Below are 22,780 nucleotides of genomic sequence, written 5' to 3'. Positions count from 1 at the left end.
GCGGATGGGTCTCATCGAAACAAATGATTTTATCAATCTTCCTCAATCTCGCATTGAAGCAGCTCATACGCGCCGATCACCCGCTAGCGCGTGACGAGAGCGTGAAGAGCCGAAGGGAAAGAATTTTCCATGAGCTCAGAGGTGAGGTGGAGGTTGTCCTGGGAAAATGAGTGCATCTGGCCAACCATTTCGAACTCTCCGACGTCTTCCGAAGGGCCTAGATCCGACTACCTCGACGCAAAGCCATTGGCGGACGAGACGTTTGACGACAATCCACGTTACACACCGAGTTTCAATGTGCGGGCGCAAACTCGGTTGCCGGCCGACGTTTTTCTCCATCTTTCGTCGCAGACCCGCCGGAACTCATCTGGTCTGTGTAATCCAAAATCCAATTGGTTTTGGTGAGTGGAGGCCGAGATGCGCGCTTGCTTTGCCGACGCCGGGCTGAATGCCGAGGACGTGGACTACCTCAACGCCCATGGCACCGGCACCAAGGCCAATGATCAGACCGAGACGGCGGCAATCAAGCGCGTCTTCGCAGACCATGCCTATTCGAGGTCTGTCTCGTCCACCAAGTCCATGCATGCGCATTGCCTCGGCCGGCGGTTTGCGGTCCAGAAGCTGTCGTGCCCGGCCTCCTGGATCACGAGATCGGAAAACACCGCCCGCAACTAGATGGGGTAACGGGCCGCCAAGCGGGCGGTTACCGATCCATGCCCCGCATGTTTGACGATCACCGTCTAGGCAGAATGGGTAGCGTCTGAAAGCTAACACTGTCGAAGAAGGCGAATTTTAATCGTCGCGGAATTCACTGCGCTGGGCGTCAGCATCCGCTGCTCCATGGCACCTGGACGGCCGGCGCATTCGTTTCTTGGCCTCTCATTTCAGGATCATCTTAATCGATCAGGTAAGGACTCTTTCAGCGGCATTGTCTAAAGAAGCAGACACTCATCCTGCGAAGAAGCAACATGACGACACGCACCAAGCGTATTTTGGGCAAGTCGGTCCTGGTGACGATAATTGCAATCGTCGCCACCTTCGCTCTGTCGTTCACCGCAAGAATTGCCTTGCAGATGCCGATCGACTGGCTGAGTTGGGTGGAATGCACGTTCATTCCCATTCTGATTGGAATGCCTGTCGGCGCCTACATCTTCGGGCAGGCGGAAACCATCCAGGACACGTGTGGCAAGCTGGAGAAGTCATATGAAGCGCTCAGAGAGACTCATGATCGGCTGACCTTCGTAACCAGTCACGACCCGATGACGGGGCTTCTTAGCCGCGGGGAATTCATGGCAAGGATGGACAGAAGGCGGGACAACGGGGAATGTGACACGCTTCTTCTGATCGATCCCGACCATTTCTCTCTGTTCAATGACAAGCACGGAGTTGCCAAGGGTGACGAGACCTTAGTGCAAATTGCAAAAGCGCTCGTCTATGTGACGCGCCCAGGCGACTCGATTGGCCGCCTTGGCGGCGAAGAGTTCGGAGTCCTGCTTCGAGGCGTGCATAAAGAACAGGCAATGACCATTGCGGAAAACATCCGTCGACACGTCGGAGGACTTCCCTGGATCAAAGGGCTGCCCGACGACGTGAAGGTGACCGTCAGCATCGGGGGTGCAGAAATCCCGCGCAATGCAGACCCCCAGGATATCCTTCGCACCGCGGGACGATGCCTCCTTGACGCCAAGCAACGTGGGCGCAACAAGGTTTCATTCGACTATGAGGCGGCGAAGCTGCGGCTCGCGACGCCGTAGTTGAGGTTTGCCCGGACAGGCTGGGATCAGCGGCCGGGCCGCAACTAACGGCTGATGCGCTTTCACTCACCGTTGCGGCCTTATGCGGTGACCGCGGCGTGGACTTGGCCGGAGTTCGATCTCTCGTCATCTTCGCGCTGTGCCGCGATTCTTTGCCTTCCTCAGCGGTCAAGCGCTCAGCCTCCACGGTTCAGACGCCTGGTCATGCGGATCGAGCAAGGGCATCGAACACGTATTGTTTGGCCGTGCGCACGCTTGCTTCAAGAAAGGCGCCGAGAGAGGGAGAGGCCGCGATTGCGCTGGAAAGCATACAGCCTGTTCCTCGCATCCCCTTGGCCAGCCGAGGCGCCTCGAACCGAACCGCCGAGCAGTTCGGCTGCACTAGGATATCGATAGACCGGCTGTCCTGCGCGTGGCCTCCCTTGACGAGCACAGCGGTCCGTACGGCAGCCGACAATTCCTCGGCTTGAAGGCGGGCTCTTTCTTCATCAGGCGCCAAGTCCGAACCGTTCAGTATCGCGAGCTCGATGAGATTAGGCGTGACGAGCCGGCAGGCAGGCATCAGGTCGCAGCGCAGTGCACGGATGGCATCGTCTTCGAGAAGCACCCGTCCCGAAGTTGAGGCCAATACAGGGTCGAGGACCACTGGCACTCGGCTGTAATCTGCCAAGACAGAGCCGACCGCCTTGATAGCCGCCTTCGTCCCCAGCATGCCGATCTTGACCGCCGCGACGGTGTTCGCGGCGAAGGCAGCACGCATCTGGGCGGCGATTAGCTGCGGCGGCATATGCTCGATGTGCTCGACGGCCACGTGCGTCTGGACGGTAACGGCCGTGACGGCGAGGCAACTGCGCAGTCCAAAGGCGGAGACGGTCTCCACGTCGCGGGCTATTCCGGCGCCGCCGCTCGAATCCGAGCCGGCGACGATCAGCACATGCGGGCTCATCGCCATTGCGCCGTTGCCGCCAGCCATTCCAGTGCACGTGCCTCGGGGTGCGCATTGCGGGTGATGTCGGTCACGACCGCGGCGCTATCGGCCCCTTGAGCAAAGACACCGGCAATGCGCTCCACGGCAAGCCCGCCAATGGCGACGAGGGGAAGGTCGCCGAGACGTCGCTTCCAGACGGCGATGCGGCCCAGTCCCTGCGGGGCCCATTTCATCTGCTTGAGGACGGTCGGGTAGATCGGGCCGAGCGCGACATAGTCCGGTTCGGCGTGAAGCGCGGTTTCCAGTTCGACGTCGTCGTGGGTGCTCAGGCCGAGCCGCAGGCCGGCCTTGCGGATGGCCTTCACATCGGCTTCGGCGAGATCTTCCTGACCGAGATGGACGAAATCGCAACCCTCCTCGATCGCGAGACGCCAGTAATCATTGACGATGAGCTGGCAGCCGTGGCGCTCGCATACCGCTTTCGAAGTGCGGATCTCCCGGCGCAGCGAAGCTTCGTCCCGGTCCTTGACGCGCAGCTGCACCAGTTTAATGCCGAGCGGCACGAGACGTTCGATCCATGCGGCGGAATCGACGATCAGATAGAACGGATCGAGTCTCATGAGAACGCCGCCATGCCGATGACGGGGGTGGAGGGGACAGCCATATCGCGCGGCTCGAGCAGGCCGGCGCGATATGCCTCATGACCCGCCTCCACCGCCTTGCCGAAGGCCGCGGCCATGGTGACGGGGTCGCCTGCCTTGGCTATCGCCGTGTTGAGCAGCACCGCATCGTAGCCGAGCTCCATTAAGGCCATGGCATGAGAGGGGCGGCCGATGCCGGCATCGACGATCAGCGGAATGCCGGGAAAATGGCCGCGCAGGCTTCGCAGTGCATCGGGATTTTGCGGGCCGCGCGCGGAACCTATCGGCGCGCACCAGGGCATCAACAGCCTGCAGCCGGCGTCAAGCAGGCGCTCGGCAACGACAAGGTCGTCGGTCGTATAGGGGAAGACCTTAAAGTTTTCCGCAGCGAGGATTTTTGCGGCTTCGACCAGCCCGAAGACATCAGGCTGCAGTGTATCGTGGTTGCCGATCACTTCAAGCTTGATCCAGTCGGTCCCGAACACCTCGCGCGCCATCCGCGCTGTCGTAATGGCCTCCTTGACCGAATGGCAGCCGGCGGTGTTGGGCAGGACGCGAACACCTAGCGACTGGACCAGCGACCAGAACTGGCCGCCCGCCTTGCCGCCCGAGCTCTCCCGGCGAAGCGAAACGGTTACGATCTCGGTACCGGACGCCTTCACCGCGTCAGCCATGACGGCAGGCGAGGGGTAGAGTGCGGTGCCAAGCAGGAGGCGGGATGAGAGTTTCTGTCCGTAGAGTTCAAGCATTGGATCAACCTCCCTGCATCGGCGACAGGATCTCGATGCGATCACCCTCTGTAAGTCGGCAGCTGTTGCGTTCCTTGGTCGGAACGATCTCGCCGTTCAGCGCCGTGGCGAGCCAGCCACCTTCAAAATTGAGTTCGATCATCAGCGCGGCAAGCGTCTCGGCCGCAACGTCGTGGCGCTGGCCGTTAACAGTGAGCTTCAAGGGCAAACTCCTTTGCTGCACGGTTTCCCAGGATGATGTCGGCTGCTTGGCGTGCCATGGCCGGCGCGAGCAGGAAGCCATGGCGATAGAGGCCATTGATGCGAATATTCCTCCCGTCGCGCTCGACGCGAGGCAGATTGTCGGCAAAAGCGGGGCGCACGCCGACGCCCGTTTCGACCAGCTCGGCTTCGCCGAAAGCCGGATGCAACGCGTAGGCAGCGCCGAGCAGCTCCATGGTCGAGCGCGCGGTGATTGGGCCTGCGGCGTCGGACTCGATCATCGTCGCGCCGACCATGAAGAGGTTTTCAGAGCGCGGCACGACATAGATCAGGATGCGCGGATGAAGCAGTCGCACCGGCCGGGCGAGCGAGATCTCATCTGTTCGCAGGATGAGCATCTCGCCCCGCACGCCGCGCAGCTCGGCGCGCCTGTCGGCCATGCCGGTGCAGTCCACTTCGACATCCGCGGGTACGGACGCCGCGCAGCCGCCGAACTCGAGGTGCGCGCCCATCCCGAGCAGCTTATCGCGAAGGGCAAGCAACGCCTTGCGCGGGTCGAGATGCGCTTCCTGGGCAAAGTACAGCCCGCGCCCGAACCGGCCCCCAAGCGCTGGCTCGAGTGCTGCAATCCCGCTGGTGTCGAGCTGTTTGAAGCCGGACGTGCGGCGGCCGAACCGGTCCAGCTCGCCGACATCGCGGGCCGGCGCAAGAACGAGCGTACCGTTGCGCGAGACATGGCCGGGCAATGCCGCATCCCACCAGTCGGCCGCGCCGAGCCCGAGCGTGAGAACCACCTCTTCGGCGCTCTCCCGCTCGCACCAGGGCGCGAGCATGCCGCCGGCCTGCCAGGAGGCATTGCCGGCGATCTCCTCGCGTTTCTCGACCACCGTCACCGTGGCGCCGCGCGTTGCCAGCTCGTGCGCGAGCGTCAACCCGGCAACGCCCGCGCCGCGAATGAGCACCTTCATGGCGTGTCCATGCGCTCTGCAGTGCCATCGACGGGCATGTAGAGGTCACCCCCGTCCCGATATTTCGCCGCCATGGCCGCGAGCCCTTCCTTCTGCGCTTCAGCGCGGATGTCGTGCGAGATCCGCATCGAGCAGAACTTGGGGCCGCACATGGAGCAGAAATGCGCCACCTTGTGCGCCTCCTTCGGAAGCGTTTCGTCATGGAAGGCGCGCGCCGTCTCAGGATCGAGCGAGAGGTTGAACTGATCCTCCCACCTGAACTCGAAGCGCGCCCGCGACAGCGCGTCGTCCCTGACCTTGGCCGCCGGATGCCCCTTGGCGAGGTCCGCGGCATGAGCGGCGATCCTGTAGGTGATGACGCCGGTCTTGACGTCGTCGCGATCCGGCAGGCCGAGATGCTCCTTCGGAGTGACATAGCAGAGCATGGCCGTGCCGAACCAGCCGATCATGGCGGCGCCGATGCCGCTTGTGATGTGATCGTAGCCCGGCGCGATGTCCGAGGTCAGCGGCCCGAGCGTATAGAAAGGCGCTTCGCCACAGACCGCGAGCTGCTTGTCCATGTTCTCCTTGATCTTATGCATCGGCACATGGCCGGGGCCCTCGATCATCACCTGGCAGTCCTTGGCCCAGGCGATCTTCGTCAACTCACCAAGCGTTTCCAGTTCGGCAAATTGCGCCGCGTCGTTGGCATCGGCGATCGAGCCCGGACGAAGGCCGTCGCCGAGCGAGAAGGAGACGTCATAGGCTCTGGCGATGTCGCAGATCTCGTCGAAATGCTCGTAGAGAAAGCTCTCCTTGTGGTGGTGCAGGCACCATTTGGCCATGATCGAGCCGCCGCGGGAGACAATGCCGGTGACGCGGTCGACGGTCAGCGGGATGTAGTGAAGGCGCACGCCGGCATGGATGGTGAAGTAGTCGACGCCCTGTTCGGCCTGCTCGATCAGCGTGTCGCGATAGACCTCCCAGGTCAGGTCCTCGGCGATGCCGCCGACCTTCTCCAGCGCCTGGTAGAGCGGCACCGTGCCGATCGGCACCGGCGAATTGCGCACGATCCATTCGCGGATATTGTGGATGTTGCGGCCGGTCGACAGGTCCATCACCGTATCGGCACCCCAGCGGATCGCCCAAACCATCTTTTCGACCTCTTCGGCCATCGACGAGGTGACGGCGGAATTGCCGATATTGGCGTTGATCTTCACCAGGAAATTGCGGCCGATGACCATCGGCTCGCTTTCGGGATGGTTGATGTTGGATGGGATGATGGCGCGACCGCGCGCCACCTCGTCGCGCACGAATTCGGGCGTCACGAAATCAGGAATCACTGCGCCGAAGCTCTCACCGTCGCGTTGAAGCTTCGAACGCAACTGCTCTCGGCCGAGATTTTCGCGGATGGCGACGAATTCCATTTCCGGCGTGATGATGCCGGCGCGCGCATAGGCGAGCTGGGTCACGGCGCGGCCGGTGGCGGCGCGCAATGGCCGGTTGCGTGCCGGGAATTCTGGCGTCAGGCGATCGGCGGAGACGAAGCCGTTGTCTTCGGGCTTGATGGTGCGGCCCTCGTAGCGCTCCACATCGCCGCGTGCCTCTATCCATGTCTCGCGCAGCCGCGGCAGGCCGCGCTCGATATCGGTTTTCACCGTTGCGTCGGTGTAGGGACCCGACGAATCGTAGACCGTGACCGGCGGCTCGCCGGCGCTCGGGTGCACCGAAATCTCGCGCATCGGCACCCGAAGGTCCGGGTGAAGCTGCCCGGGCTTGTGGACTTTTTTCGAAGCGGGAAGTTCGCCGACGGTGACGGTCGGGGTGTGGGCATTCACGAGTGAGCCTCCTTGCTCGAGTGCAACGGAGACCCAGTCCACGCGATGAGGAGGAAGTGACGCTTCGCATGGAAGACGGGATTGCCCGAAATACCGAAGCCGGATTGCCGACCCGCGAAGCCTCGCACCGTCCCTACGCCAGTATGAACTGGATCAGGTTCAACGGGTCACTGCGCGCTTTAGCAGTATCTCAGCCCCTTGCCGGGACTCCCCTGGTGAGACGCGCAGGTTGGACGATCCGAAGCCGACCTGTCAACTCCCCAGAGTGGGATGCCTGCGGCCCGGTAAGGTACGTCAACCAGTTGTCCAAGCGGGTCGAGCGGCTGATTGTCGAGACCAAGCGCGAGAAGCTGCATTCGCCATTTGCGGAGACTGAAGCGTAGACGCGTAGGCGAAAAGGATATCGGGAGGGAAGGGGATAATGCCAGGACGACTGTGCCGAAGCCCCGTCATGCCAATCCCGAAGTGAAAAACGGTATCCATGGGACCTCGAGGAACGCTGTGGGGCCGCTTCCAGCGAGAAAACCGCAAACTCGAGGGCGCAAAGCGGCCGCGAGCTAAATGATTGATCCGTAGTCAAACCCTCGACCCTGGCGGCTCTACATTCCGCTGGTCGCGGGCTTGCCCATCATGGTGATCGGACATAACTCTAGCGCTTCAAGAGCCCTGACTAACGCGCCTCTGCGCTCGCGCCAATGGGCAATTGGTGTCGAACTGGGATCCGCCCCTGAGGGCAGAGATTTATCAGGCGGTGTCTGGCCCTGGCGTTGTGCAAGATCACCACGAGCAAATCCACACTGCTGCCGCCTAAGCACAACAACGGCCGCCCAGTGAATCGGGCTCGGACGCTCCTTGACTGCAGCACCAAAGTGAGGATCCCTTTCGCATGTCCGTGTGACCGCTCGCCAATCGCAGCCGCTCATGACCAAGATCAGCACCGACTCCACAGGCGTCCAGGACTCGGCTCACCGCTGCTTACCGACCACGCCGTCGACCCGAACGCTGTGACAACCAACTCGATCTCGATTCATGCCGTGCTGCGCCGCCAGGGCGTGCCCGACGGCATTCCCCTATCTGCGCCTACGCCAGGCTCACAGACCACAACGGCAGCACGGCTCCTGGCTTAGATAATAGGTGGCCACTCGCCGCAAACGCGCTCGTCATATTGCAGGGTCCGGCGCTGGCGCTAGGCGAGATGCTTCCTCCAACAAAATCTTCCGCATCCAGATGCTCGCTGGGTCGCCATTGTGAAGCGCAGGCCACTGCATCGCTAGAGTCAACGCGGGCAACGAAAACGGAAGTCTGACGACCCGCAGCGGTAGCGTTTTTGCGAAATGCTCAACCAGCCTCAACGGCATGGTCCCAAGGCGACTGGTGCCCGGTAGCATAGGAGCGATCATGCTGAACCCCTGCACAACCACCTCGGCACGCCTCTTGAGGCCATGCTCAATCAAAAACCACTCGTCAATGGAGGCTCTGAACGAGCGTCCGAATTTGGCCACGACGTGGCCCATTGACATGTATTTCTCGAACGTGAGCTTCCTCGACAGTTCCTTGTTGGTCCAACAGCTGACACAGACGAATGAATCGTCGAAAAGCTTCACTTTGGGATGTGCGTCTGACATGTACAAGTCCGGAAGGATCAGAAAATCGGCCTCACCGCGCCGAAAAAGTTCTTCCGGGTTGTCAGTGAGAGGCAGGAACTCGAAGCTGAGGAAAGGGGCTTCTCGCGCAACACGCTCAACAACTTTCTGGAAGAAAATGATCGTCGTGTAATCAGAAAGTATAACTCTGAACCGACGGTCGGATTTCTTGGGATTAAATTCTTCCCAGGAAATAACCGAGAGCTGAATATGTAGCAGCGCCTCGCGAACCGGCGAGGAGAGCGCCTCGGCTCGCGGTGTCGGGACGAGTTCGCGTCCTCTCATTGTAAACAGCTCGTCGCCAAAATAGCCGCGCAGCCGGGCAACAGCCGCGCTCATGGCTGGTTGGCTAAGGTTGATGCTGCGAGCCGCCGCCGTGAGGTTCCGCTCAGCCATCAGGGCATCGAGCGCGACGAGGAGGTTCAGATCTAGGCCCTTAAACCGCATTTCTCTGTTCCAATCTAGCGAATGGATGCATACCGTCCAAACAATAGGTTTTGCAAATGTCACGAGATGCCGCATTTGAAAAGTGTTTTTGCCTGTAAATCAAACCGGAGCGGCAAAAGGAAGCAGGCGGTAGCCCGGGCCCTATGGGCTCGACCACGATCCGGGCGTCGGGAAACGGCAATGGAGGGAGGTGATTGCAGCGCCGCTCTTGGGCTGGAGCAGTCGAGCATTAAGCTCGCAAGATCCTTTTGTAAGACCTGGGGACCGATAAGAGCCTTCAATGCAAACCGTTCGAATCTGGGCGTGCGACACCTGTAGCGATCGGTTATGGCTCGCGGCTCACATGGGCCTGCGATCGTGGCCCAAGAAGTCTCTAATCGCCTTCGTCAATGGGCTCCGTTCTCCTCGTTGGTGAAGCGCCTGCTGGAACCAGGGTTCTCTCCGGCGTTACGTGGGTTGGCATGGATACGGCCGACATGTTGGCGCACGAGATACTCCTTCGTGATTTGAACGACCGTCGCGCCGTTGCCGCGAGCTGGACTTACCGGGCGGCCCGACGAGAGCGGGGCCACCTTCGCGAGCGCGGACTATCGCCTGCCTGTCTTCGCAGGGGCATGGTTCAGCCGGCCTAGCGGTTTCTTGTCTTCCCAGAAGGAGGCCGCGTTGGTCAGATGGTATCGGGAGCGCACCGCCGACCGACGAATCCGCACGCGAATGGCGATTTCGCCGCGCCGCACTCGGGACGTGTTCCCGCCAGCCGGCTTGGGGCACTACTGCCTCGGCGAGGCGCCTCTGCTCGTCACCGAAATCGATACGCAACCTGATGAACGGCGCCACATGGCCGGCAGACTGAACTGTGCGCCACCGTGAAGTTCCGCGACCAGCAGAAGCATCGCGACCCTATACCCGAAATGAATGCTTGCTATCCAAACAATGGATTTTACCAATCCGGGAGGATGCTGCATTAGAAACCTGAAATGAAGGGTGGGGCTCGGGAACGACGGCAACTTTTGAGAAAGCCCCATCAACGCTAAAGCCCCTCGTACGAGGTTCTATCGGTCCAAATGCCTAGCATCGCGATAGCCGACGATAGCGCCTGATGCCCGCCAAATCAGCCGCGTCGATCGCGGATGGGCACCTTCGAAAAGCATCAGAAAAGGAGTCTTCGTATGCGTTCAGGTGCGGTGGAAGCTGTGCTGGGAAAACGAGTTGCAACCGTCCGATCATGTCGAACTCGCCGAGTTCTTTCGAAGGACCTACGGACCGACCGCAGCCTTTAATGTCAAGCCGTTCGAAGCTAGACCCGAGTTCGGTGCGATCGGGTACGACTCGAGTGTTCAGGCACATGGCTTGCTGCGCCGTTTGCACGACGGGTTCCCTCCCAGCGAATGAAGCCGGGCAGTGACACCGGTCCGCGAAGCCAAATCATCATGGCGCCGTCGCGCATAACTCCCGCATTACACGACTGCGGTGTTGTAGCGCGCTCGCTTCCCCGGCAATACGAACGAACCAAGATCTCATGGACCTTCTCGGCGCAGCCAGCACTGTCAGCGTTTCGTCGGTCTCGGACGACGCAGCCAGTTCCGATTTTTTGGCCGAGCGTGGACGGCACGATACTTTGGCATGAGCAAACGCCAGGCCGAAGCGCTCAGCCAGTTCGCCAGCCTCGAGAACAAGGCGGATGCGCGCGCCGCCGAACTCATCCGGCAGCATGAAGCGACGCCTGACGCTGACGCAGGACTTCTTAGGGTTTTCCGCCGTGCGACTGTCCTTCGCGGCAACCAGCGAAAATGCAGCTTAGGTACTTGGAAATGGTCTTGATCGAGGTCAATGAGGTCCCCTTGTTATGATGAATGGAGAGTGAGATGCTGTGTCTAGGATTGAGTGGCGGACTTGAGAGAGTCCACGAAAGCCGACTCGAACTTCCGAATACATTTATGCATGACGGCGCCGCGGTTCTAGTCCGGGACGGAGAGGTAATAGCAGCTGTAGAAGAAGAACGCCTCAATCGGATTAAACACTCCAACAAACTGCCCAGCAATTCGATTCAATACTGTCTTTCAGTCGCTGGCGTTCAGCTCAGCGAAATCGATCGTATCGGGTACTACTCTACCGAGGCCTATTGCAATGCTGTGCTCGAACACCTGGTTGTTTCCCAGCCGGACATCTCCATGCCGTTGGATGCCACACTGTTGCTGCAGAGGTTACTGGCGCAGGAGTTCGATTTCGAGGTCGATGCTTCGCGTATCTCATTCGTGAATCACCATCAGGCGCACGCTGTGAGCGCTTTTGCAATGTCCGGCTTCGAACAAAGCCTGATCCTTTCGATTGATGGCGGTGGTGATTTTCTCTCCGGGCTCTTGGCTCTGGGGGACGGAACCGACGTTACGCAAATCGAAACATTCCCGGACAATAACTCGCTAGGGTTATTTTATCTCGAGACGATCCGGTATCTCGGCTATGGCTTATTCGACGAATACAAGGTCATGGGACTCGCCCCCTACGGAGATCCCGTTCCCTATCGCAAACTCTTCGAGCAGTTCTACGAGCTCTCCGCCAACGGGGGTTACCGTGTCCACCTCGACCGTATCGGGCCGACGTTGCTCCGCAACATCCAGGTTAGGCGAAAGGGAATGCCGTTTACCCAGCAGCATCGGGATGTAAGTGCATCATTGCAGGAAGCGCTGGAGCGGATCGTTTTTCATATTCTTCGGCATCATCGTGAGACGAGCGGTATGAAGCGGCTGTGCTTGGCCGGAGGGGTCGCGCACAACTGCACCGTGAACGGTAAACTGCTGTATTCAGGGCTCTTCGAAGACATCTTCGTTCAACCGGCATCGCATGACGCTGGCTGCGCATTGGGCGCCGCATTAATGATGTCTAGCGAAGTCGGCCACCCCGCACCACGTAAGCGATTACAGGAAGTGTATTGGGGGCCCGATCTCGGGGGCGACCGCGCGGTGGAGCAGGAACTTAGTGCATGGGCCGGTCACCTCGATATCGAACGTACTGATGACGTGGCAAACAGTGCAGCGGACTGGATGGTCAATGGCGCCGTGATCGGATGGGTGCAGGGCCGCTCGGAGTTCGGCCCACGTGCGCTCGGTAACCGCAGCATCCTTGCTGACCCGCGACCTGCCGCGAACAAGGACCGGATCAACGCAATGGTCAAGAAGCGGGAAGGCTATCGACCCTTCGCGCCATCGGTGCTCGAGGAGAATGCGCGCGAATTTTTCGACTTGCCGGATGGTACAAGCGAATTTCCCTTCATGAATTTCGTCGTTCGCGTGCGTGACTCAAAACGTGGCTTGCTCGGCGCCATCACGCACGTCGACGGTACCGCTCGGCTGCAGACAGTGTCGCGCAACACCAATCCGGCCTACTGGGATGTTATTAATGCATTCAAAAAGCGGACAGACATCCCGATTCTGCTCAATACATCTTTTAACAACAATGCAGAGCCGATCGTCGACTCGGTTGCAGACGCAATAACCACATTTCTAACGACAGATCTGGATGGACTTGTGGTCGGGTCGTTCCTCGTCAAAAAGCGGGCTGCAACGCTGGAGGATTGGACTGCGCTCGCGGCTTCGTTGCCGCCTTATGTATCGCTGCATCGAACTCGCGCATTCACAGCCCCAGATCGCCAAGAGACGGTCTGCGAAATCCGTGCGAATCATTCCAGCCGTGACGGTGTTCGTATTTCACATGACGTGTTCGATCTGCTGATGCGTATCGAAGGCGAAGCGGTGCTCGCAGATCTTCTCGACATGATTGCGCACGATGTGGTTAGGCATGAAGCAGTCGTCGAAGAATTGCGGGAATTATGGGAAAAGCGTCTTGTTCGGCTCCATCCCCCACACGCTGCTCGCGGGGATCAGCGAGGACGCCTGAAGCGGCTTCTTGAGCGAGGAGGACGGGCGGACCATCCCATTGGTTATGACGCCGCAGCCAACCGGAAAGCTGCTCGCCTGAAGGAAGCTGTTGGGATGAGCGGGCTGCAGGGCGTGTAAGCCATGGGCCGTTGCCGTATAATTTGCGGAGCAATCTACTCCTCGCAGATGCGACCCCGGAGCTGAACGCGGTCCCTCTCCGCCGGCAATGTCTTTTCAAATCGAGCCCGCTGCCACCTTACTCGGCAGCGGGTCGCCTTTCGCGGTCTGCGGCCGCCTCCGCTGCGGCCAACGTTCTTTACTGCCACATTGTATGGCCTCAGTTGAAGTCTAGGATGAAGCGCCGGCTAGGTGAACGGATAGGCCGCGCGTTCTGGGGGTAGAGGGAGGCAAATCGGGCAATATCTGCAGCATCGACCTCTACCGGTTCTTTTGCCAACATCCATTCGACATTCTCGGTGCAGGGCGGCGTCGTCAATGATCCCTCATAAGTCCAGTAGTTGAGCGAGGCCGGGAGAAGCCCACTGGGATCGATATCGAGGGGCATTGCCGCGCCAGGCTGCGGGGGGAAGGCCGCTGCCAGCCCTGCAAAGCTGGCATTGGTCGCGCCCGGTATCAGAAAAACGCCCAGGGCGCCAAAGCTATCGCTCTTTGTGTCTTTGTGCACGAAATGCGCTTCCATCGGGAAATTCATGCCAGCTAGGCGATGCTCGCTTGGCGCATGAAAATGGAATTGGATCAATTCGAAAGTGCGATTGCCGCGGGTCAGCGTGCTGCCTTGCGGCATATTGATTTGAATGGTGTGGCCGTTATTCACCATCTTGCCGCGGCCTTTGTGCCAATCCACGGTGATACGCGGTATGTCGGCTTTGACGGCGTCGGTGATATCAATGGGTGATTGTTGCGTGCCCGCCGAACAGACGGAATTTTCCCTGTCCATATCAGCCCAGTGCTCGGGCCCCACCTGGCCAGTGTATCCCCAATGGGCCTCATCCGCACGCGCGGCAGCGGCACAGATGAGGCAGGCGCCCTGTGCAACGAACCCTTTGATCAGGTGACGACGATGCATATTGCTTTCCCTTCCTTACGCGAACTGATGCTCTTCCAATTGAAAGAAAGTGCAGTTCGACGACAGACACATTCGATCTAGCGAGGTTGATCAAGCCCCGACACTGGGCCCCAGCTGCCGAAGCTTCGCCCTCTAGCTTTCGAACCATGGGACGACCCTAACTAGCGGCCGCAATCAGCCTTTCGGCAAGTCGTATCAGGCGAGCTTGCCTAGGCGCGCTCGACCGTGCCTTCAAATCAACCAGACGGAAATTTGCCCCATTCAAAAAATTCCAAAAATCAATTGTTTCGATACAACTCATCCACGGCATGAATTGTAGGTCGGTTGAACGATTGAAGGCGACTTTTTCAGTCACCCAGTACAGAAGCGATGACTGCAACTCGCAGGCCATTGGCTTTCATTCGACCCAGGCCATCGAACAGTGGATTCGGATCGTCTTTCTGATTTTGCAACAGTCATATGATCGTGGAGCATCTTTGTGGGCAACTGCCGCATCAGCATGGTAGTAGTCTGGTGATATGTGGCTCCAGTTTCAATCCACTGTAAGACCGTGACCTCATCACCTGGTTGCAGGTTATCCCAGCGAAGATTCTGCAGTTCGTAATCCCCAATGGAGAAGTTGCTGGGCTCGAGACAATGTCGATGCTTCGACGTAGCACCGGAACTCCGGCGCGTTTCCGGAAGCACGAAAATGCAATACCGATCCATCGGTTAGCACGAAGCGGATCCCGTCGAGCGTGTTGATTGAGGAAATTGTGCCGGCTTCGGCCAGGAAGGCAGCGGCAAAGTCTGATTCGCTGACGAGGCGTTTGATGAGCGCCGCGCTCCGCTCGGACGGGATCTCCTTCAACCGGTCAGCCAGCACATGCCCGACCCCCACCCGCTGCGCGGTTTCTGCCACGGACAGCCTGTCACGACGGGCAAGGGCCAGGGCACAGACGATCGGCAGGACGGCGTCTCGTGTCGGCAGCGCGTCGAGCGTCAACTCGTCGCGCGACACCGGGCTCGCCTGAACCACGCCACCATTCGCCTCGAAGCCGATCACGTCGGCCTTGCCGCTCTCTTGCGCCTGCTTCATGCGGGCGATGACGAACGGCGATCCGATCTTCGTGCGCATGACGGAACTTGCGATGCCGGAACTTTCGATCGCTGAACTGGACGTCAGCGGCGTGACGATTGTACGCAAGCCCAGGAAATCGGCACAGAGCAGGCCGAGCATGTCTCCACGAACCACAGTGCCGTCAGCGTCGGCCACCAGCGGTCGGTCGGCGTCGCCATCGGTAGAGACAATCGCGTCAACCTTGTTGCGCACCGCAAACTCGAGCAGCAGCGCCAGATCCTCCGGACGATATGCTTCCGTATCCATCGGAATGAATTCGCTGGACCGGCCGAAGGAAACAGCTTTCGCGCCGAGCGCTTCCAGGATGTCGCGTAACAGGTCACGCGCCACGGAGCTATGCTCGTAGAGGCCGACGGTAAGGCCCGACAGGCTGTCACACTTGAAAAAGTCGAGATAGCGCCGCCTGTATCCGTCCAGCGCCTCGGCCGCTTTGGAGGTGACCGGCGGATTGCTCCCCGCGATTGTCGGCCCGCCGGCCTCGGCGAGAGCGCCGATCCTGGCAGCGATGCCGGTCTCGTCGTCCTTATTGATTTCCGCGCCGGCGACATAGAACTTCAAGCCGTTGCGGTCGTCTGGGATATGGCTGCCGGTGACCATGATTGCCGACGCCGAAGCAGCGATTGCGGCCAGCGCCAGCGCCGGTGTCGGCAGCGCGCCGCAATCGACCGGGTGCCAGCCGGCCTGGCGGGCGGTCTCCAGGCAGTCGGTGGCAATGCCGGGGCTGGATGACCGCAGATCGCGCCCGACATAGAGGGCCCTAGGGCCTGCCAGCCCGGCGTCGTCCACATAAGCGAGAAACGCCTTTGTCCAGTCGCGCGCGGGTTGACCGGCGAGCTCGGTGACGAGGCCGCGCAGGCCACTGGTGCCGAATTTAAGGGTGGACATCAGACCCGCGCATAGATGTCTTCGATGCGCACGATGTCGTCCTCGCCGGTGTAAGATCCGACCTGCACCTCGATGATCTTCAGATCGATCTTCCCCGGATTGCGCATGCGGTGCACACAACCGATTGGCAGGTAGGCCGCTTCGTTCTCGTGATATAGCTTGACAACACCGTCGATGGAAACTTCGGCCGTGCCGTGCACCACCACCCAGTGCTCTGCGCGGTGATGGTGCCGCTGCAGCGACAGCGTACCGCCCGGCTTCACGCAGATATGTTTGACTTGGAAGCGAGCGCCGATGTCAATGCGCTGATACCAGCCCCAGGGGCGATGGATGCGCAGGTGTTCTGTCGCGGCCGCATGTCCCAGCCTGACTAGGCCGGCGACGAGATCCTTGACCATGGGCGCCTTGTTCCTCGACACAACGAGCACGGCGTCGGAGGTGGTCACGACGACGACGTTGTCCAGACCAACGACAGTCGTCAGCGCGCCTTCGGAGCGCACCAGGCTGCCGGTCGTGTCCATGGCAACAACCGAACCTTCCAGCACATTACCATTTTCATCGCGCGTCGCGATATCGTAGAGCGCATCCCAGGCGCCGACGTCCGACCATCCGAACGAAGCGCGCACCACGCCTACGTTGCGCGTGCGCTCGATCACGGCATAGTCGATGGAGTTCGTCGGCGCCTTGCGGAACGCTTCGGAGTCGAGGCGCAGGAAGTCGAGATCAACCACCGCCTTCTCCACCGCCTCTCTGGCGGCAGCCAGGATTTCCGGCGTGTTCGCCTCGAGTTCTTGCAGCATCACTGCCGGCGCAAAGAGGAAGTTGCCGCTGTTCCAGAGCATGCCTTCGGAAATATATTTGGCAGCTGTCTCGGCGTTAGGTTTCTCCACGAAACGGTCGACCGCAAAGGCGTTTTCTTCCTTCAGCCGCTCACCAACGGCGATATAACCATAGGCGGTTGCCGGCGCGGTTGGTGCGATGCCGAGCGTCATGATGCGGCCGCTCAAAGCGGCGCGGGCTGCCAGTACGCAGTCGGCCGTAAAACTGGCTTCGTCTGAAATCACATGGTCTGATGCCAGGATGAGGCAGGTCGCGTCCTCACCGGTGCTTTCGGTCAGCAATGCGCCAGCGGCCACAGCAGCGGCGGAATCGCGCCGTTCCGGTTCGAGCACTATCTGCCCTTCAATGCCTATCGCCTGCATCTGTTCGGCGACGATGAAGCGGAAGTCATTGCCGGTGATGACGATCGGCCGGGCGAATTCCGGTCCCGAAACTCGCTTCACGGTTGCCTGAAAGGTTGACAGTCCGTCTTGCATCAGGGCGACGAATTGCTTCGGCATCTTCTCGCGCGAGATCGGCCACAGGCGCGTGCCTGCTCCACCCGCCATGATGACCGGAACAATCTTGCCAGCGCTATTGGACTGCATCGTGAAAAACACTCCGAGCGGCCGAAGGAAACATCCCTCCAGCCTAGTATCTGGCTGCAGTCGAACTGTGGAGCCTTCTCCTTCGCTCCCTCGCCGGTCGGTCTGGCCTAATCATGGAACCACGACGAGAGACAGACTGCTCTTCAATTGGCTCTGCGACAACCTAACCATCGACGTTGTTCGCTATGCTCCAGCGAGATTGGCGCGATCTCATCAGCAAGCGTCCGTCGAACGAAAAGAACATCCTTGTGCTCGAGGTTGCCGGTCTAAGGATTGCGGTGACAAATCGCGCGGCGGCCGTTTAACGGTTTCCAAGGACCAGAATCGGGCAGCCCGCCGCCGCGACCGTGAACGGCATCCGCGACGGCAGGCTCAATTTGGCAATGCCCAGGGGATGGCCCCGTTTCATCAAGCGAGCCAGACGGAACAATAGTGAAGGCGCTGGCCGAAAGCAGGCATGGGATTCTCCTAAACTGCTTGCGTCGCTGTATAATTCAATCATCTTCCCCGTCAAGCTCCGAAGGCGCACCATCCGGCTCGCCGTCGGTCTCATGGCCGCTTATCGTAAGACCGTCTGTCCGCTCTGCCGATGAGGTGGCTCGCCCTACACTGCTCGTCCGAGGGTTGCTCGGGCGGGCCGAGCCGATCCTCACCACAGGAGGACGAGCCGTGGCGGATTATAGAGAAGCATTTGTCGGAATCGATGTTGCGAAGCTGAAGAACGCTATTGCGATTGCGGAGGCAGGCCGGGAAGGAGAGGTTCGGTTCTTCGGTGAGGTCGACGCGTCGGCCACCAGCATGCGGCGGGTCATAGGCCGGATCGCCAGCCGCTTTGATTACGTGCATTTCCGCTGCGAGGCTGGGCCGACCGGGTACGACCTTTATAGCCTGATCCGGTCGCTCGGGCATGAGTGCGCCATGGTTGCAGCGTCATTGATACCGAGGAAGCCCAGGGCCGTCGCAGGTTAGGCCAGAACCCGGAAAAGGGCGTCAAGGTAGCCGGGTATGTCTTGAATGTATGGACCTAACACGTCCCAACCTAAAGACGGCTGCGCAAGTTCAAGCGAAGATAGCCGAACCTCAAAGTCGTTTCCAACATCTACATATTCGGCAATGCGACCGCGAGCGGTTACGCCAGCCCCGCCTTTTTGCTCATGGACCCAAACATAAACCACATCCCCCGTTTCGAAGTTCTTCGCGGGACCGCTTTGTCTCACAGCCGAGCGTGGCTTCGGCAGGAAAAACTTGCTGGGTCTCCAGTGAGCCAAAGACTTTGGATGGGCAACTTGGTTCGGGCATTTGTCAGGGTTGATCTTCGCGACATACAAACCCATGGGCACTCACCCAGCTTAAGCGTCGGTCGAATCTGGGACCGCTCGACGAATGAGTTCGCGGTAAGGCTATGGACTACGCCGGAGAGGTCGAGCAGACGACTCTTTGTCTTCTTCCGGCGTAAAGGGCGACGACAGGTTGCCATGCATTACCGCGTTGCGAACCTTATTCCACAAACGTTCATTTTCGCGCTTCAAGACATTCTGTCCGACCAAGTCCCGCATAAATTTTGTGACAAGGTAGCATTGGGCCTAAACCTTGAGGTGACAGGCCATGGCTCGTATTGGGTACGCTCGGGTCAGTACCGCTGACCAAGATCTCGAAACGCAGCTCGTTAAGTTGAAAGCTGAGGGATGCGAGGTCATCCGTTCAGAGAAGGTGTCTGGCGGCAGCCGTGACGGCCGGACCGAGTTGGCAACGATCTTGGATTTCCTTCGCCCGGGCGATGAACTCGTGGTGACACGCCTCGACCGGCTCGGGCGCGACACCCGTGACGTGCTCAACCTAATCCACGAGTGTGAGCAGAAAGGCGCTTTCGTCACCGTCCTGGATCCTCACGTCTCGACGCGAGGCGAGATGGGCCACATCGTTTTGACCGTTCTTGGCATGGCCGCGCAAATGGAACGCCGATTCATCAAAGAGCGGCAACGAGATGGCATTGAGCAAGCCAAGCGTCACGGCGTCTACAAGGGGGGCAAACAGCGCCTAGATAGGAGCCGGGTTATGGCGCTCCACGCCGAGGGTCATGGCGCTTCTGGAATAGCCAAGTTGTTTGGATGTCCCAGAATGCAGGTCTACCGGATTGTCCAAGCCCTCCTAACAAGCCCTTTAGTAGACCCCTGAGAAAGGTTTGGCCTTATTTCGATAAGGATGACATGCCGTCTATAGTCCATCGACGGGGCAACGTCTGGCGAAAGCCATGGCTCGCGAGAAAATACATCGGGTTTCTGAGTACTTCTCGGTGCCACGAGCGGGCTTTAGATAACGTAACTGAGTCGAACCCGACGCTTAACAACACGATGGCCCTCCCAGTGGATTGTAATCGTTGTTCTCAGGCCGCGGCCGCCGTTGACGCTGCGGAAATAGCCAGCCTGATCTTGATCGCGTGAGCACCCGGCTGATCTCCTGGACGCGTTTTGTCGCGCCGAAAGGCCGCCTGCCCCGCGAGGCCGAAAGGACCAGAGTCGATGAACATTTCCAGTGATGAGGGTATGGCTCGGTTCCGTTATACGCTCTGTCCTAGCGAACGCTCAGAGAAAGCGAATCTCGCCTCAAAGATTTTCCGGCAGATAGATCTCGAACGGCAAGAATGTCTGCCATGGCGCCCCTGCGGTGCCTGTCTCGATTGCCTTGGCCATCAGCGTTATCAACTCCTGGCAAAGCGGGCGCAAGGGTGTGGCAACCGCCATGGTAATGAAGTCGTCCGCGAGGGCTGCCCGCGACTCCGGCGTGATCTCATTGACGATCGCAAGGAGATTCCGACCTTCGCCCTCTTCCCGGAGCGCAGCGATGGCGCCCTCCGTGCCTTCGCCGGCGACATACAAACCGACAAGTTCGGGTTCGCGTCTTAAAACATCGAGCGTAGCGTCGTAGCTGGTTTGCCGCGTGTCGAGATTTACGCGCGTGTCTAATACCTCGAACGTTGGCGCTTTCTCACGGAAGTATGAGCGAAAGCCGATTTCTCGCAATTCGGGTCCGTGAAAACGATGGCTGACGACTAACACCGCCACCTTGCCCGGCCTTTTTGCAACCTTGGAAAACATCCAGGCTGCTGTCCGCCCAACCTTGCGGTTGTTGAGGCCAAGATAGCCCTCGCGCACGCCAGCTGCAAAATCGGAAAGCAGCGAAAAAACTGGGGTTCCGTTCGATTTGAGTTCTTCCACAGCTGCGGTGACGGTTGGATGATCCGGTGCCATCATCGCGATCGCGTGGCAGTGTGCACCCATGTCCTCCAGCAGCGCGACCAGGTCGCCAGGCCTATGCGAGGGCGCAAATTCAACGAATGGAATGCCCCGGAAGGACCGCGCCGCACTGACAGCAGCTTTGATCTCGCGCGCGAAATCCTGATAGAAATGCTCGGCTGGCATTCTGAGAATAAAACCTAGTCGGTACTCCGGCAAAATTCGCTGCGTGCGTTGCTGCATCAGACCAGCTGCGTTGTAGCCGATGGCGCGCGCCGCCTCGCAGACCCGCCGTGCAGTCTCTTCCTTCACCAGTCGGCGACCGTTCAATACCCGGTCGACCGTCGCTACGCTAACCCCTGCTTCGCGGGCGAGATCTGCAATTGTGGGGCGCTTAGTCATGATTGGAATCTAACAGGAAGTGATGGGGAACACAGAGGACGGGTCACGGAATTTGACAGAATGCGTAAGCCCGGTTTGATGCCGCCGATGTCGCAGCAGATCCCCTCTTGATGAACTCGGTGTAACGGCGCGTGCTCGTTGGCAGTTCGACGCAGCTCCATGGCACGCATTGACCGAGGTCGTGTCCCATCAGGTGGTGTAGCTCGGCGGTTATGAAGCCGCTCGCGAGCGCGCCGTTAGTAGCGCTGTAGCGAGTGAGCGGCGTGTCGGTGGTCATCGGCGCTTTCCGGTAGGGTTTGGTTGTTGACGCCAACCCATTTCGGAAGGACCACCGATGACCGACGACATGATGAACCTGCGCACGCTCGTGGAGAAGACCCCGGATGCCGATCTGCTGCGGGAGATGATCGGCTTTGCCGCCGAGCGGCTGATGGAAATGGAGGTGGGCGCGGCCACCGGCGCCGCCTATGGCGAGAAGAACCCGCTGCGGCTCGCCCAGCGCAATGGCTACCGCGACCGGGACTGGGAGACGCGGGCCGGCACGGTCGAGCTGCGCATCCCGAAGCTCAGGAAAGGAAGCTACTTCCCGGGTTTCCTCGAACCGCGCCGCATGGCCGAGAAGGCGCTGACCGCCGTCATCCAGGAAGCTTATGTGCAAGGCATCTCGACCCGGTCGGTTGACGACCTGGTCAAGGCCATGGGCATGAGCGGCATCTCCAAGAGCCAAGTCTCGCGGCTGTGCGAGGAGATTGACGGCAAGGTGAAGGCCTTCCTCGAGCGGCCGATCGAGGGCGATTGGCCCTACCTGTGGATCGACGCCACTTACCTGAAGGTCCGCCGCGGTGGGCGGATCGTCTCGGTCGCCGTCATCATCGCCGTCGGCGTCAACGCGGACGGCCGGCGCGAGGTCCTGGGCATGGAGATTGGCACCTCGGAGGCCGAGCCGATCTGGACGGAGTTCCTGCGCAAGCTGACACGTCGCGGCCTGCGCGGCGTCAAGCTCGTCGTCTCCGACGCGCACGAAGGCCTCAAGAGCGCCGTCACCAAGGTGCTGTCGGCGACATGGCAACGCTGCCGCGTCCACTTCATGAGGAACGTGCTGGCCCATGCCGGCAAGAGCGGCCGCAGGGTCGTCTCAGCCTTCATCGCCACCGCGTTCGCCCAGGAGACGCCCGAGGCCGCGTCCGTACAATGGCGCGCCGTCGCCGACCAGATCCGGCCGAAGGTGCCGAAGCTGGCGACAATCATGGACGACGCCGAGCCCGACGTGCTGGCCTACATGACCTTCCCGAAGGAACATCGCGCCAAGCTCCACTCGACGAATCCGATCGAGCGTCTCAACGGCGAGATCAAGCGGCGCACCGAGGTCGTCGGTATCTTCCCGAACGACGATGCGATCGTGCGCCTCGTCGGCGCAATCCTGCTCGAACAGAACGATGAATGGGCAGTGCAGCGGGCCAGATACATGACCCTGGAAACAATCAGCCAGATGAGCGATGATCCCATGATCAGCCTGCCAGCCGTGGCGCGCTGATCAGCCCGGCCCATGCCGGAGAGCACGGCGACCAATGCCGCCAACTACACTACGCCGCGGGACACGATC

The 22,780-nt window shown here is 60.1% G+C and carries 18 protein-coding genes, 3 pseudogenes and 1 riboswitch; of the genes and pseudogenes, 8 read left to right on the top strand and 13 right to left on the bottom strand.

Annotation, left to right across the window (positions count from 1 at the left end):
• Positions 1-408 precede the first annotated feature (408 nt).
• Both AC0YKC_RS32665 and AC0YKC_RS32660 read left to right on the top strand, forming a co-directional pair.
• Positions 409-630, top strand: a pseudogene (locus AC0YKC_RS32665) (beta-ACP synthase); the annotation flags it as partial.
• Between the two features lie 338 nt (positions 631-968).
• Positions 969-1,754: a GGDEF domain-containing protein gene (locus AC0YKC_RS32660; protein WP_488514058.1), complete on the top strand. Its 786-nt coding sequence runs from the start codon at positions 969-971 to the stop codon at positions 1,752-1,754.
• A 202-nt stretch (positions 1,755-1,956) separates the two neighbouring features.
• On the opposite strand, the gene AC0YKC_RS32655 is transcribed toward AC0YKC_RS32660, so the two are convergent.
• The 7 genes from AC0YKC_RS32655 to AC0YKC_RS32625 form a co-directional block, all read right to left on the bottom strand.
• Entirely contained in the window at positions 1,957-2,727 is a 771-nt protein-coding gene (locus AC0YKC_RS32655) for a hydroxymethylpyrimidine/phosphomethylpyrimidine kinase (RefSeq protein WP_488514057.1), read from the bottom strand.
• On the bottom strand, positions 2,697-3,302 hold the full coding sequence (locus AC0YKC_RS32650) for a thiamine phosphate synthase (RefSeq protein WP_488514056.1): 606 nt from the start codon (positions 3,300-3,302) through the stop codon (positions 2,697-2,699). The genes AC0YKC_RS32655 and AC0YKC_RS32650 overlap by 31 nt, the downstream gene beginning before the upstream one ends.
• A complete protein-coding gene (locus AC0YKC_RS32645) occupies positions 3,299-4,072 on the bottom strand; it encodes a thiazole synthase (protein ID WP_488514055.1) in 774 nt (257 codons plus the stop codon). Before AC0YKC_RS32645 ends, AC0YKC_RS32650 begins: the two co-directional genes overlap by 4 nt.
• Before the next feature lie 4 nt (positions 4,073-4,076).
• Positions 4,077-4,274: a sulfur carrier protein ThiS gene (thiS, locus tag AC0YKC_RS32640; protein ID WP_488514054.1), complete on the bottom strand. Its 198-nt coding sequence runs from the start codon at positions 4,272-4,274 to the stop codon at positions 4,077-4,079.
• Positions 4,258-5,241 (bottom strand): glycine oxidase ThiO, encoded by a 984-nt coding sequence (thiO, locus tag AC0YKC_RS32635; RefSeq protein ID WP_488514053.1) that lies wholly within the window; start codon positions 5,239-5,241, stop codon positions 4,258-4,260. The genes thiS and thiO overlap by 17 nt, the downstream gene beginning before the upstream one ends.
• Positions 5,238-7,058, bottom strand: coding sequence for a phosphomethylpyrimidine synthase ThiC (gene thiC / locus AC0YKC_RS32630; protein ID WP_488514052.1), 1,821 nt, complete (start codon positions 7,056-7,058; stop codon positions 5,238-5,240). Before thiC ends, thiO begins: the two co-directional genes overlap by 4 nt.
• 112 nt (positions 7,059-7,170) lie before the next feature.
• Positions 7,171-7,282, bottom strand: a riboswitch (TPP riboswitch).
• A gap of 936 nt (positions 7,283-8,218) precedes the next feature.
• Positions 8,219-9,148: a LysR family transcriptional regulator gene (locus AC0YKC_RS32625; RefSeq protein WP_488514051.1), complete on the bottom strand. Its 930-nt coding sequence runs from the start codon at positions 9,146-9,148 to the stop codon at positions 8,219-8,221.
• A gap of 1,149 nt (positions 9,149-10,297) precedes the next feature.
• Between AC0YKC_RS32625 and AC0YKC_RS32620 the strand changes: the two are divergent.
• The 3 genes and pseudogenes from AC0YKC_RS32620 to AC0YKC_RS32610 form a co-directional block, all read left to right on the top strand.
• A pseudogene (locus AC0YKC_RS32620) lies at positions 10,298-10,510 on the top strand (acyltransferase); the annotation flags it as partial.
• A 261-nt stretch (positions 10,511-10,771) separates the two neighbouring features.
• A complete protein-coding gene (locus AC0YKC_RS32615) occupies positions 10,772-10,969 on the top strand; it encodes a hypothetical protein (protein WP_488514050.1) in 198 nt (65 codons plus the stop codon).
• Between the two features lie 44 nt (positions 10,970-11,013).
• Positions 11,014-13,161: a carbamoyltransferase family protein gene (locus tag AC0YKC_RS32610; RefSeq protein WP_488514049.1), complete on the top strand. Its 2,148-nt coding sequence runs from the start codon at positions 11,014-11,016 to the stop codon at positions 13,159-13,161.
• A gap of 199 nt (positions 13,162-13,360) precedes the next feature.
• On the opposite strand, the gene AC0YKC_RS32605 is transcribed toward AC0YKC_RS32610, so the two are convergent.
• From AC0YKC_RS32605 to AC0YKC_RS32595, 3 genes are all read right to left on the bottom strand, one after another.
• Positions 13,361-14,110, bottom strand: a complete 750-nt coding sequence (locus tag AC0YKC_RS32605) for a carbonic anhydrase (protein ID WP_488514048.1) — start codon at positions 14,108-14,110, stop codon at positions 13,361-13,363.
• 574 nt (positions 14,111-14,684) lie between these two features.
• A complete protein-coding gene (locus AC0YKC_RS32600) occupies positions 14,685-16,115 on the bottom strand; it encodes a phosphohexomutase domain-containing protein (RefSeq protein WP_488514047.1) in 1,431 nt (476 codons plus the stop codon).
• Positions 16,115-17,542 carry a mannose-1-phosphate guanylyltransferase/mannose-6-phosphate isomerase gene (locus AC0YKC_RS32595; RefSeq protein ID WP_488514046.1) on the bottom strand — a complete coding sequence of 476 codons (1,428 nt, stop codon included), beginning with the start codon at positions 17,540-17,542 and terminating at the stop codon, positions 16,115-16,117. The genes AC0YKC_RS32600 and AC0YKC_RS32595 overlap by 1 nt, the downstream gene beginning before the upstream one ends.
• Before the next feature lie 669 nt (positions 17,543-18,211).
• Between AC0YKC_RS32595 and AC0YKC_RS32590 the strand changes: the two are divergent.
• Positions 18,212-18,493: pseudogene (locus AC0YKC_RS32590) on the top strand (IS110 family transposase); the annotation flags it as partial.
• Positions 18,494-18,507: 14 nt separating this feature from the next.
• On the opposite strand, the gene AC0YKC_RS32585 reads toward AC0YKC_RS32590, so the two are convergent.
• Positions 18,508-18,876 carry a hypothetical protein gene (locus AC0YKC_RS32585; protein ID WP_488514045.1) on the bottom strand — a complete coding sequence of 123 codons (369 nt, stop codon included), beginning with the start codon at positions 18,874-18,876 and terminating at the stop codon, positions 18,508-18,510.
• A gap of 271 nt (positions 18,877-19,147) precedes the next feature.
• On the opposite strand from AC0YKC_RS32585, the gene AC0YKC_RS32580 reads away from it, so the two are divergent.
• Positions 19,148-19,717, top strand: coding sequence for a recombinase family protein (locus AC0YKC_RS32580; RefSeq protein ID WP_488514044.1), 570 nt, complete (start codon positions 19,148-19,150; stop codon positions 19,715-19,717).
• A 428-nt stretch (positions 19,718-20,145) separates the two neighbouring features.
• On the opposite strand, the gene AC0YKC_RS32575 is transcribed toward AC0YKC_RS32580, so the two are convergent.
• The gene (locus tag AC0YKC_RS32575; RefSeq protein WP_488514043.1) at positions 20,146-21,177 is read right to left on the bottom strand and encodes a LacI family DNA-binding transcriptional regulator; all 1,032 of its coding nucleotides are present in this window, start codon (positions 21,175-21,177) and stop codon (positions 20,146-20,148) included.
• A 43-nt stretch (positions 21,178-21,220) separates the two neighbouring features.
• On the bottom strand, positions 21,221-21,454 hold the full coding sequence (locus AC0YKC_RS32570) for a hypothetical protein (protein ID WP_488514042.1): 234 nt from the start codon (positions 21,452-21,454) through the stop codon (positions 21,221-21,223).
• Positions 21,455-21,511: 57 nt separating this feature from the next.
• Here AC0YKC_RS32570 and AC0YKC_RS32565 point away from each other — a divergent pair, with 57 nt between their 5' ends.
• Entirely contained in the window at positions 21,512-22,711 is a 1,200-nt protein-coding gene (locus AC0YKC_RS32565; RefSeq protein ID WP_199202236.1) for an IS256 family transposase, read from the top strand.
• The last annotated feature ends 69 nt before the right edge of the window (positions 22,712-22,780 follow it).

Source organism: Mesorhizobium sp. CNPSo 4661, from assembly GCF_057784215.1.
This window is presented reverse-complemented; position numbering and strand designations above follow the sequence as displayed.